The following is a 12957-nucleotide window of genomic DNA, read 5'->3' as shown; positions in this document are numbered from 1 at the left end:
TCGTTGGCCGCATAGGTGAACACCGCGCTGTCGTCGCTCGTCTTCCGCAGTACCACATTTTTGCCTGCCGCCGCCTTCACGTCCTCGCTGAACGTCAGGGAGATCGCACCGGTCTTCGTCATGACCGTTTCGTTGTTGGCCGGACTGGTGGTGGTTACAGTTGGAGCTGTTGTATCAGGAACATATATGCCACCGCTTAGTAGCTCTACCGAGCCTGTATTACCTGTTGAAGGAACAGGCTTGACACCAAAGAACAAGTACTTCTGCTCGTCCCCTCGTTTAATGGTATAGGATTTATCGGTAGCCCCCGTAATAGGAGTCTTCGTGCCGCCATTCGCACTGGAGTCGGTATACCATTGATAGAGGCTGGCCCCTTCGGAATTGCTTTCCACATCCGTATACTCATACAACGCCGTTATGGTATCTCCTGACTTCTTGTTCTGGGGAAGCTGGATATGGTGAGCAAAAGGCGCATCATTTACATCCGTAATATTAAGAACAAAAGCTACGGTGCCCGCAGCCCCCGACTTGCCCACATAATTGTTCATCAGCAAGGTAGCGTCCTTGGCGGTAACACTCCCATCCCGGTCAATATCCAATCTGTTCCGTTCTTCGTCGGAAATTTGAAGCTTGTTGTTCACAACCTTGTAAATGTACAATACGTCAGCGGAAGTTACGTTTCCGTCACCGGTGGCATCACCGATTTTGGTTACCTCCACCTTAATCCGATCTGAATAATTGACACCATCTGTATTCCCCGTGATCGTGATGTACGTGGTGCCTTGCTTGAACGGGAACAGCGTAACCTCCATCCCGTTCACTACTGCTTCTACAATAGTGCTGTCCTGCGAAACCGCTGAGATCTGCATCGAGCCTGCCGCAAGCTTGGAAAAGTGGGGCTCAACATTCAGTTTGATGGCATTGCCTGAGGTATCGTCCACAGTAGCATGATTCAAGAGTGTCTTGCCATTAACGGCCCGTTCATAGTACACAGGCTGTAGTATGGATACCTGACCTGCCGTATCCGCGCTTGGTACATCGAAGGCCATGACCCCACTCAGTACAACTGCAGCCAGCAGAACATTTCGTTTACGGCTAACAGCTCTGAACATGTGCTCTTTATAGTTCGTCATACATTCCTCCACATGGAACTATTATCTAATAATCATTGTTATAGAGTCGTTCTCGCTTGAAATTCGACAAAATTCCACAAATTCCTCTTTTAAATTGATTAAAATCCAGTTCAAATCGAAGTGAAATATATGGAGATCCTACTTAAGTCATGTGCTAAAACGCCTAGATTCTATCTTTCTATCAGATTGAATACAGATATCGAATTCTGTAATGAATAAAAAACCTCTACCGCGTATGCAGTGCACCCCTTACAGTGACATTGTAAAAACACCCTGGTGTTTGAACCGATGTACAATGGTCAAGCCCCAAATTTGTAGACATTGAAAAAAAACCTATGCAGCAAGCTGGCGCCGGAACTCCAACGGTGTCAGCTTTTTAAATTTTCGCTGAATTCTCTCATGGTTATAAAAGAGTATAAATTCCTCTATTCTCCGTTGTGCCTCACTTTACCCTCGTTTTGTGCTGACGCTTTCGTAGCCGATGAAGAACAGCCCGCCGCACTCCAGGTCAGTGTGAAGTCTTACTGCTCCTGCAGATGGTGTGTATTCCTTCCCTTCATCATGATCAAATTTACTGAACGATTGGGATTGTTGGAGCACATCGAGTCTGTCGGGAATGGGATAAAGTTCGTGTCATTATAATTTGACAAGAACTTTATTCCATAAAAATAAAAGGCCGCGATATTCTGATATTCGCGGCAGTTAATGAGATCATGTTCTTGTCATCCGACAATAATTTTATATCAGCCATTAAAAGAAGGGACTGCAATGTTTCTAACTGTTCCGAATGGACAAAAAACTGGTAGAAGAATGACCAAAAGAGCTGTTCAGGAGATGGTAAACAAATACTCAACGAAATATGGTAAGCCGGAGGTCACAACTCGGCAATTGAGGCATTCCTTTGGGTTAGAGCATCAGAAGAAGAAGAACAACTTTGTTCTAACAAAGGAACAGATGGCTTTGAGAAGCATCGAACTAACTGAAAAGTATCAGATACTTTCTAACCTGGTCGGCACTCGGGTTTAACTCAGATTATCAATCAGTCGCAGTAGGCTGCAGCATTAAAACTTTCAGGCCCAAACCTGGTAGAAAGATCATTGGAGGATAATAAGAACATTGTATAAATAAGTTGGTTATTTTCTGGAACTGGCACATCGTAATCAGATCCGGTAAAAGTGAATTCTTTGTTGGTACCTGCCTCTTCTACTCCCTCAGTACAATTTAGTTTTCTCACGAATGCTCGCTTATTCGCAGGATTTCACCTTTGACAGAAATGCAGAAAGAAAGTTTAAAGGGCTACTGTTGAAGACCGAGATAACATGAAGGCGTGAGGAAATAGAGGGAGAGGTCATAACCCCACATCCTTCCATATACGCCGCCCCTGTGGTCTCTCCCCCCTCCCTCCTCTGTGTGGCGTCAGAATTAGTGAGAAAACAGCTTCAATAATCATTGATTTATCAAGGACCATTTTCAGAATTAGTGATAACTACAAACCATCAAGTATTTGTCTATACACCGGATTTTCACAGTTCATGATGATATCCGCATTCTGAAAACACATATTTATGCACCTTATATATTTTTGCATTATTTTACATTTACAGACCATTCCCCATGGTATTTCGACATCGCAGGGGCTGTATAACGATATCGGAAATTTAAAAAGCAAAAACAAAAAAAATACTTACACATAAGAAACCTTCGGTAAGCATTTAACATTTTTTTAGAGTATGACCATGAACCAACTTATTAATGTTGGAGTTCAGTTAACGAGAGTTGTAAACTCTCTCCATTTAATTTAATAATCTGTTTTTAATAGAAAATTTGCTAGTTTATCTACTATATTAGGGAGTTTTATTTGCGAGGTATTTTACGAGGTTTAATTACAAGACCTAACACTATATGAAAATGGTAATGTTCTCATTCTCTTTCCGCGCTAGCGCTGATATGTCTCGGCTGTTGGCGAAATCCAAAGCAAATATCGATGCTGAGCTTGCAAAGGCTTAGAAGTCTGATGTTGAACAAGTCAATGTTGATACATTGATACGGGAAGCATAGACTTTTCACATCAACTAAACTCACTTTTCCACTATGTCAAATAATCTGCATATACAGAATTAAACTCTATATCTTATCAAACCTAATCAATCAACATTAACATGGGGGTATGTTTCGGGGCCACTTACGAGGTGTTGATATAAAGTAGTATGGACACAAATTCCAGCTTTTATACATCAGTCCTCTTGCGCTTTCTTGGATTCCCTGCCCTATTACTTACTTCTTGTCGCGGCCCCAGATAGCCCACCGCTTCGCCTTCCCCGATCGAGGAGGAAATATCCCGCACGGCTGCCTCTTCCGTAAATTTTTGCGTGAAGAGACTGCGTATAGAGCCAATAAACCCCGGATAGCGTTTGTATTGTCGATACGTCTTTGTCACTTGATTAACTTCGATAATACCCACTTCATCACCCGTCCGTTTTTTAAGGATTTACCATCTAGAATGGCGCTTACATAATGGCAATAATACCTTCATATATTGACAATTATTCATGGGTAAATTCAACATCTTGACTAGGCAACCTAAAACAGTCTGGATTCTGTCTTTCCACCCAGCTTTCCAATTGTCTTACTTTCATATCCATAAAATGGGTTTGGACTGCTTATCATCCCATCATTGAAAGTAAACTTCCAGTGAACGTAAAGAAGCTGCCGATCGGCTCGGCAGCTTCTTTACGTTGTATATTAAACTAATGTCCCCAGATAGCTTAATCGATTTTGCCATAATACCAGCTAATGTATGTTTCTGGTTCGCAAATTACCGCTTCCCATTTCTTATCCTCTAGAGAAACTCTAGCAGCGCTCTTTCCCTGAGTGACTGACAAGAGATCTTTAAGTGTATGACGTCTTCCTCAATCAAAAACTTTGGAATGCGCTTATCTAACTTCGGTTCTCTTAATTCGAGAGAAGGATTTGAAGTCAGATACGTCTCTCATAAGCGTAACGGAAAAGAGAACCAACAAAATGAATTCGATGACCCAGGCTGCTTGGCTTCAGACGATCAGCTTGTTTTGTCAAGTACTCTTTCAGCATGGTTAACTTACCTCTGCGATATAGATATTACCTAGCTCTTGCATTAACATTTTGTGCTGAAGGGCGTATGCTCTTAAAGTTCTCGTACTGAATCCTTGAATGCGCTTGTCAGCTTCATACAACCTCCACAGCTCACTTAATTGCATAACGAAACCTCCCTTTAGAAGCTATTAAATCTAGTTTGCTTCTAAGGAGAGGTTTTAATCAGCAGGGATGTATTGAACTAGCGTTCTCCCGTTAGAATTCCTGTAAAACGAATATTTTGGCGTTTGAACAAAAACGAGCGCCTCCGGTAAGATGGGGTTGCACACGAGGTCAAAAGCCTCAAAAAGCCCATCAGGAGGTCGCTCTACTATGAAGTTTAAGGCACAGGACAAGCAAAATCAACTCATTGAAAACATTACCGTTTCACACCTAGTCATCGGCGTAGATATCGCCCAGGAAGTCCATGTCGCACGCGCTGTTAGCTTTCGAGGGATTGCTCTAGGCGCTCCGCTCGAGTTCGAAAACCATCGTGAAGGTTTCAGGTTGTTCGAGCGTTGGGTCCAGGATCTGCTCAAGACCCACAATATGAGCAGCATCATCGTTGGCATGGAGCCGACCGGCCACTACTGGTTCAGCCTAGCACGCTGGCTCGTCGAGCAAGGGATTGAGGCTGTTCTGGTTAATCCTCATCTCGTAAAAAAGAACAAGGAAAACCGGGACAATACGCCTTCTAAAAGCGATCGCAAGGACGCGCTGGTCATCGCAGATATGATCAAAAACGGGTACTACTCACCCGTTCGTTTTCATCCCGAAGCCTACGAGGAGCTGCGTATTCTCATGGCCAACCGCGAGACGGTTACGAAGCGTTTGAACAGTGCAGTTAACCAGATTCATCGTTGGGTAGACATCGTTTTCCCCGAACTGCGTGAGTCTTCAAAATCCTTACCTGCACCAGTGCAATCGCAACACTCAGACTCTTTCCTTTGCCCAGCGACATCAGTCAATTAAGCACCGAACAGGTTTTGGCCGGTTGGAAGCAATACGTGAAGCGCCATGCTGGCGTTAAACGTGCTGAACTGCTCATTACACTCGCAAAATCCAGTGTTGGCGCCACTCAAGCCCTCCACGCATACAAACTTCATCTTGGCCATTTGTTAGAGGAATATGACCTGGCCCAGCGTCAGCTTGAACAGATTGAGCACGAGCTGAATAGCATTCTCAAACGCATTCCTTACGCAAAGAAGCTGCTTGAAATACGAGGCGTCAGTGCTACGTGTCTTGCTGGTGTCCTCGGTGAGACCGGTGATCTAAGCGGCTATTCGCATGGAAATGCACTGCTTCGGCACGCTGGACTGAATTTAGCGGAGGCTAGTTCTGGGAAGTGGCGAGGAAAAATGGTGCTCAGCAAACGGGGGCGCCCACGTCTGCGTCATTTTCTCTATCTCATGACGATGTGCATGGTCATGACTAACCCCGAAATTCGGGCTTTGCACCGTTACAATGTGGAGGAAAAGAAGCTGAAGAAGATGAAGTCCATCATGAAGTAATGCAGCAAGGTAGCTCGTCTGCTTGTCAGCCTGGCTAAGAGTAGCGAAGCTTACGATTCAACCCGAGTTTTCCCGCAGGCTGCCTAAGAAGAGTCGATCCTCACCAGCTCAAGCATTCGCAGGATAACAAGAAGCACGGAGTATCGGGAGACGTTACGCAAAAGGGCCCGGACCCGTTCCGTTAGAAAGACCGACCTCCACCCCGTAGTTAGATGTGACGAAGGAATGTAAGGGCTATGACCCGTTGAGACATGGGAGCGAGAATCGCTAGGGCGACGTGGAGACATGCGCATAATGGAACAATATGGGTGATGCAGTATTCACCTTTATTCCCGCATGCCCATTTTTCCGTCTGCCCGCCACCGACTCTTCCCACATCCTCTTCTTCATTCTAGCTACAGGATGAAATCCTGCGAATTCATGAGTCTGAGTGAGGAAACTGAATCATTTCGAGGGAGCGTAATGCCACTATGGGGATTGTTTACTTTTCGTTGGTATTCTGTATAGCAATTCGTTAAAGCCAAAGTATTGAATTGAGGCAATGATTGAGCAGTATCCTAGAGAGTGGTCATAAAAATAAGGCAGTAAACCGGAAAATATCTTAAACAAAAAGCGTATACCCGTTGCCCTTACATTTCTCCATGGTGCTATTCTAAAAGCCAGTAACGATACCAACAAACCATACGTCATAACAAATACCATGACATATGGGAACACAAAGAGATAGTCCAAAAAATTCAGTTTGGTTTCTAAGAAGAAGGTCGAAAGTATCAAAGGTAAAGAGGCACTCACCGAGATACCAGATGTTAGGCTTATAACTACTCTGTTATTCACCAAACACATCCCCCTGTAATACGGTTTCTCCAATCTCTCCAATTGTATCAGGGTGTCCCTGTGATAAGCAGTACTAAATTACGTAGGTCCCAAAACCATAAGTTCGTTCTTTATTTCATACCAGTTGTTGTAAGCTAATGTTCCTACGTTAGAGCAACGGGGCATCCAACTGATAAGAGCTGCCCCATGCCTTTGGATAGAAGCGGAGATACTATTCCGCCTTGTGGAACTCCTTTGAGAGGTACGCCTTCGCCATCAATTTCTGCCTTTAACATCTTCGAGATGCATGCTAATGTTCGTCTGTCCTGAATGCCAAGGTTCCACAGCTGCTTGATCAGCAAACCGTGATTCACGTTGTCAAAGAAGCCTTGAATATCGATGTCGAAAACATAGTGGAGCTGCGAATGATTCACGAGAAACTGCACTCTGGCCATGGCATGGTGAGTTGACCGCAGCGGTCTGAAACCATAGCTATGGTTATAGAAATGGGCTTCCGCAATTGCTCAAGCACCTGCTTAAAGCACTGCTGAATGATCCGATCCAAAATACACGGAATTCCGAGCGGTCTCCATTTGCCGTTATCTTTTTCAATGCGTTTCCGTCTGACTTTGTTGGGGCGATAGTTCTGTAACTTGTTTTGGATATCCAAGACTAGTTCGTCTTCGGACAGTTTTTGGATGTCCGCAATGGTTTTCCCATCGGTTCCAGGTGTCCGCGATCCTTTATTCGATTTCATCGTTCGATAGGCGAGGAGGATGTTTTCTCTGGATGTGATGATGTCGTAGAGTTGCGGGAAAACTTCTTTCTTCGAGGCTCTATCGTATAACGCTGTGAATGTGTCCGTCATGCCGTAGTAATCCCAGTATCGTAGAGCTTGCACTGTGGCATCCCTCCTTGTAGAGGTGATGTTCCCACGTTCCTACCCGATCGGTGCAATTCACATTGGAAAATGATTGTTCGTTCCATTAGACTTGGGGCTGTTCCTCCACTTCCATTACAGAAGGTTCATCAGTCATGCCCCTGCCCTCGCAAAGATAAATGCATTTCGGCAAAGCCTTATAGCAAACCGTTTCGGGTGACAGCCCTTGAAGCAACGTCCTTTGCTTTCCAAGTCCCTTACAATCTAGCTATCCGTTCAAAACGTAGGTGCTTCCTCTAGGCCTGTGAGTTGGAAGCTGCCGTTGTTCAGCTAGCGTATTTCATAGAAGAAATTCTTACTTCACGCCACTCACACCATCGTTTGATGGCCCGCATGTTTCCATACGCTCTAACTTTAGACCCGTACATTCGGAAGTTCGTCAGTTCAAAAAAAAAATTGAGACATTTCTCACCATATCTTGTTTTTCAGCCGCGCGGCATATCCGTTGGCATACCTTTCCGGAGATGGCTTCAGCCGCCGTTCTGCCGACTCTACCTGTACTTCACACCCCATGCCCTGTCAGACGTGACGCATGCAGGAGTATTGGCGGGATGGTTTCGGGAAACATGGTTCCGTCATTCCCATCCTCGATTGTAAAGTTGAGATTCATTGTTTGAATCTCCTGCATTTCATGATATTAGTCACTTATAGCAGAATTTGTCATACTTACTTCCTCGTTAGTTCACTCATACTCCTGCATTGGATTGTCTCGCAACACCTGATAAACGCAGGCAAGCCAGTCAGTCCAATTCAAAAATTGGGAGTCTGCTTACCATTATTTTACCATAGTGGTATATCTTCCGAACTAAATTTGTGCAACTCCGCCATCCACAAACAATTCGGTCCCTGTAATATAACTACTTTCGTTGGAAGCTAGGAACATAACTGCTTTTGCAATTTCTTCAGATGTCCCCAATCTACCTAACGGCGTTGTAGACTTGGCATACTCCATAGCATTATCGAGACCAGCTCCAAATAATTCATTATGAGCTGGTGTAATAATATTTCCAGGGCTAACCACATTAACACGAATTTGAGTTCCCTTTAAATCAAGAATCCAGTTGCGAATTAGTTGTCTGATTGCCGCTTTTGTAGCGCTGTAGATACTGAATGCCGGCATTCCCATTGAACCTGCCATAGACCCAGTCAGGATAATCGAACCTACATTGTTCGGAAACAAGGGTAATGCCTTTTGAACTGTGAATATCGTTCCTTTTACATTAACGTCGAAGGTTTTGTAATAATGCTCCTCCGTAATTTCACCCAACGGAAGAAATGACCCCATTCCGGCATTAGCAAAAAGAATGTCCAAATGACCTTTCTCTTGCTTCACTGCTTTATACAGCCGGTCCAAATCCGCCAGATTGGAAATGTCGCCTTGAATACCAGTTACATTATCTCCAATCAGCTTCACAGCCGCATCAAGCTCACTTTGTCTGCGCCCCATGATATAAACATGCGCCCCTTCTTTAGCAAACTGCTGTGCCGTTACAAGCCCGATACCGCTAGTGCCTCCTGTAACAACTGCCACTTCCCCATTAAACTTTCCCATGTTATGACTCTCCTTTTAAAGGTTCTTTAAGTATGTCTGTCCGTCGTTTGTCATCAAACAACTGTTCAGTACATCTCATAAATGATATTATGTAGTAAAAATAACCATAACAATAGTACCCACTTTTTTGTTATATAGTAACTAAAAAGTAATAATTGTAATTGAAGGGAGATATACGACATGAAAGTTTATTATTGTAACCTTGAAGTTACTATGGAGGTAATTGGGGGGAAATGGAAAGGGCTAGTTCTATACTATTTGATGAAAGGTCCGAAACGAACGAGCGAATTAAAGCAACTTGTGCATGGTATCACTCAAAAAATGCTTATCCAAACCCTCAGAGAATTGGAAGCTGATGGACTTGTTAGCAGGAAAATGTTCAATCAGGTCCCTCCGAGGGTCGAATATTCGACCACAGAGCTTGGGCAATCGCTTGAGCCGGTTCTAAGAGCGCTTTGTCAATGGGGTGACGGTTATGCGGATAAAACATTCGCTGAAGGAGAGTTTCAAATTCTTAATAATGAATTTTGATTATCCAACTAAGTCAGGATAGGTTATTGTTTTTGACAAAACACAACACTGAGATAGTCGGTTGAACCGATAGCAGATTTCAACCAGATACGCTTGCCAATGTTTCGAGTCAAGACCGTGAAACGTGCCACCAAATAAAGGCTTTAGCGTTGGAGATGACCGTATGAATCCACTTGAGATGATCCGCGTTTTCTACAGGGTTAAACAGCTTGGCTTCATGCTGATATTCTTGTTTAGCCAGAGCCTGGTAAGACCTATACTTGTCGCTATTTATTAAGTAATCCGCCCTTTAGCTGAGAAGGCCACCGTTTCGTGCCGGCAGCCTTCTCATGGTGTAACATCCATACACTTTTCGAAACCATAATGGACAAGATCGGTTTCATCAAACCTTTTTAATCCTCTGCTCTATTCCATCAAGTAATAATAATACTCCAGAATTAAACAGTTCATCAGAACCTATCAATTTAAACATACCTTCTTCGTGCATCCGTTGAAGTAATTTGAATTGCGTTAGATCTGCGTGAGCTTTTTCCTTTTTACTCTCCTCTAACGATATCTGTAACATACGTTGTTCATATTCTTCAACGTCGAAATTGATGACGTAGTTAAACAAATGGGTCGTATATGAAAATTTTTGTTTATCCGTCAATGAGGTAGGTTCGATCATTTGCAATAGGAATTCCAACAGCTCCATAAAATCAGCCTCTGGCCTTGACTTCATCAGAAGTTGACCGGAGCAAGGAAACTGCTGGAGCTTCCTCCGGATAACAGTTGCGCTTATCTGAAGCCTTTCTCGCCAATCTCCTTGCTTGGGAAGATCGCTTATGATCTCTCTTGAAACCAGGTTGGCCAACGTTTTATAAAGGACCTGCTTACTTTCGAAGTACCAGTAGATAGTGGGGGCTTGAACATTCAATTCCTTGCAGAGGTTTCTTATTGTAAAATTTTCGATTCCTTGGTCGGAGAGAAGCCGCCACGAGGCTGCTATTATTTTCTCCTCGTTGATATGTGGCCTGCGTTGAGGCATAAAAAACAATCCAACTCCATTCCAAAAATTATTGTATACCTTATTATACTCTATATAGAGAGGAGCTTAGTAAGGGATGTACTTAAAAACAACACGGATCCAAATGGGATGAATAAAGAAACCACATTATTCCTCCAATTCTACATCTTCAGCGGGTAACGGCTTTTGGTTGAACATGCTTTCCCCTGCTTTCGAGGAGAGCCGAACATCCCTCATCCCACGTTCAATGGCACTCACTTCATAATCGCCTAACGCGGTTAAAAGTTCCTTTTCCCCGTTTATAACGTTGATTAATTCTTTCGAGAGCTCACAGGCATCAAAGAGTGCAGCGTTCCCGCCGATACCTGCCGGTGTCATGGGGTGAAGGGCGTCTCCCAGCAAAACCAGAGAGGTCGTTTCTTTCCAAGGCTTATACGGCAGAACATTACGGAGGTGATAAACGGCCGTTTTCTCTGGCTCCGCTAATTCCAGCATCCGTTTTACTTGAGGATGCCAATGTTTGGTTTTCTCTTGAGTAAAGGACAACAATTCAAAACCGTTCAATTGGAAGAGCTGCTCGTCAGGAATCCCAAGCCACTCGGGCGAGCACGCAAAAACAGCGTACAGGTAATCCTGTTGAGGAGAAATCTTTACATTAAGAGACATTGATTCCGGTAAATGTTCAATATTCGGCTTGAAGGCCATGTCTTCAAGAAGAAGGGAACCCGGTGCATCTCCTTCTGGATTTAGAAGGCCTCTCATGCTGCCATCCCCAATGAGCCTATTCAGTTCCTTTCTCCTCGCAGCATTCAGAAATACTTTGGTATAAAGAGCCCTGCCCCCAGTATCGAAAATTTTCACACCGGGTTTGTACTGATGGCGAACATTGGACCCTCCCCCATCAGCGCCAACCAGGACATCTGCATCAATATACTCCCCATTATCGAACCACGCTCTTAAGCGTCCGTTTTCTAACCTTTCATAATGGGTAAACCGGTATCCGTAACGGATCTTGTCATTAAGTTCGCCGAGCAACACTTCACGAAAGGTAAACCGATTTACAGATGGTGTGACATCCACTTTGTTGTACATCGGGTGTTGTTCTTCTGAGGGTTCCAGAGAGATCGAATCTAAGAAGATAGGGTGTGCCGGTCCAATAACAGATGTCTCAATAAAGAGATCGTAAAATTTTTCAGGAAGACAAAACTGCAGCGCATTGGATCCATTCTCATTTATTTTGATTCGATAGCCAGTTTGAACAAAATTGTCTTCATGTTCGCGTTCGCAAACATGGAAGTCAATGTGATTTTTTTTCAAACTTTGTGCCAATGCAAGTCCTCCGAGACCACCACCGATAATAAGTACAGATAGTGCTTTCATATAACCCCTCACTTTAACTAAGTTAAATTTATATAACTAAGTTATATTACAATTAACCTCCATTTGTCAATTTATGTTACAGGGTAAGCAATTGAAGCTTCTCAGGCAGTCCCAACTTTCTTTTATTCTTTATTTCACGCCGTTATTCCCACTCTGGGACAGTTATTCATTTAAACTCCAGATATAAAAGAATACAAGTGTGTTCTGACGGTGAATTGTCCCAGTCAAGTAGACGGTACAAATAATAAAATTTTAGGCGACCTTGGTCTGTATTCCATTGGACTGAGGCCGTTTATTTTGGCTTGTAATCGGACGTGGTTATAAAAGTGGATGATCACGATTAAGCAATATACCCAAGTTCTTGTCATTCACTAATAACATGAACTTGGGTACATAGATAAAAAAAATCCGCTTAATTAGCGGATTCGATTGTACGTATTTCTTGTCCTCCACATCTTATGACACAGAGTCTTTCTCTTAGAGGTGTTTGATTTATCTCACAATACGGGGTCAGTTCATAGCCACCTGTACCGCTTTTTTTTGCAGCTTTCATCGAATATTGCTATCCCTTATTTCAGAGTAATTTCAAACTTCGCTCCTGCTTCGCCCGCGAACATAATGGTGCCATTCTTAGGAAGTACGGTTGCTTTGTCTGATTTTACGACACCGAGACCGACGCATGCACCGTTCTCGTCATAAACGGCATATGAGCCCTTGGAAGATGATGATACCGTTATGGTCTTGCCGGCGGCACGATCTGGAATCGAATACCACTTGGCATAACCGCTTGCCTGTATGGTCGTTGAAGAGTGTCTGCCCGCGTAGATCGGCTTCAAGGCATCTTCGCTTACTAATAGGCTTCCCCCATAACGAAGATACTCAACGCCATCCTGCTCGTAGAAATCAAGCGGCGTAACGTCTCTGCTGCCCGTTGTAGGAATCTGATGGTCAGCGACAGCTGTATTCAGACCCGTAATTCT

General features: G+C 43.7%; 6 protein-coding genes and 5 pseudogenes. 2 read left to right on the top strand and 9 right to left on the bottom strand.

Features of this window, described 5'->3' with window-relative positions:
* Together FHS18_RS33305 and FHS18_RS34755 are read right to left on the bottom strand one after the other, a co-directional pair.
* Positions 1–1133, bottom strand: a 1133-nt coding sequence (locus FHS18_RS33305; RefSeq protein WP_183604704.1) for a dockerin type I domain-containing protein, incomplete at its 3' end; no start/stop codon positions are given.
* A gap of 333 nt (positions 1134–1466) precedes the next feature.
* Positions 1467–1565, bottom strand: a pseudogene (locus FHS18_RS34755) (IS3 family transposase); the annotation flags it as partial.
* A 3012-nt stretch (positions 1566–4577) separates the two neighbouring features.
* Here FHS18_RS34755 and FHS18_RS33295 point away from each other — a divergent pair.
* Positions 4578–5842 (top strand): annotated as a pseudogene (locus tag FHS18_RS33295) (IS110 family RNA-guided transposase).
* A gap of 941 nt (positions 5843–6783) precedes the next feature.
* Here the strand turns inward: FHS18_RS33295 and FHS18_RS33290 are convergent.
* Positions 6784–7469: pseudogene (locus FHS18_RS33290) on the bottom strand (reverse transcriptase domain-containing protein); the annotation flags it as partial.
* A gap of 844 nt (positions 7470–8313) precedes the next feature.
* A complete protein-coding gene (locus tag FHS18_RS33285; protein ID WP_183604703.1) occupies positions 8314–9060 on the bottom strand; it encodes an SDR family NAD(P)-dependent oxidoreductase in 747 nt (248 codons plus the stop codon).
* A 180-nt stretch (positions 9061–9240) separates the two neighbouring features.
* Here FHS18_RS33285 and FHS18_RS33280 point away from each other — a divergent pair, with 180 nt between their 5' ends.
* The gene (locus FHS18_RS33280) at positions 9241–9591 is read left to right on the top strand and encodes a winged helix-turn-helix transcriptional regulator (RefSeq protein ID WP_183604702.1); all 351 of its coding nucleotides are present in this window, start codon (positions 9241–9243) and stop codon (positions 9589–9591) included.
* On the opposite strand, the pseudogene FHS18_RS34750 reads toward FHS18_RS33280, so the two are convergent.
* The 5 genes and pseudogenes from FHS18_RS34750 to FHS18_RS33265 all read right to left on the bottom strand — a co-directional run.
* Positions 9592–9865: pseudogene (locus FHS18_RS34750) on the bottom strand (transposase); the annotation flags it as partial.
* 108 nt (positions 9866–9973) lie between these two features.
* Positions 9974–10618, bottom strand: a complete 645-nt coding sequence (locus FHS18_RS33275) for a TetR/AcrR family transcriptional regulator (RefSeq protein WP_183604701.1) — start codon at positions 10616–10618, stop codon at positions 9974–9976.
* Positions 10619–10744: 126 nt separating this feature from the next.
* Positions 10745–11977 carry an FAD-dependent oxidoreductase gene (locus FHS18_RS33270; RefSeq protein ID WP_183604700.1) on the bottom strand — a complete coding sequence of 411 codons (1233 nt, stop codon included), beginning with the start codon at positions 11975–11977 and terminating at the stop codon, positions 10745–10747.
* 224 nt (positions 11978–12201) lie between these two features.
* Complete coding sequence (locus FHS18_RS35510) at positions 12202–12345, bottom strand: IS3 family transposase (RefSeq protein WP_354472030.1); 144 nt, start codon at positions 12343–12345, stop codon at positions 12202–12204.
* A 201-nt stretch (positions 12346–12546) separates the two neighbouring features.
* Positions 12547–12957 (bottom strand): annotated as a pseudogene (locus FHS18_RS33265) (serine hydrolase); the annotation flags it as partial.

Origin of the sequence: Paenibacillus phyllosphaerae, assembly GCF_014192105.1 — a bacterium.
GTDB classification, from domain to species: Bacteria; Bacillota; Bacilli; order Paenibacillales; family Paenibacillaceae; genus Paenibacillus_Z; species Paenibacillus_Z phyllosphaerae.
The sequence above is the reverse complement of the archived record's forward strand: the minus strand, read 5'-3'. Positions and strand labels throughout refer to the sequence as shown.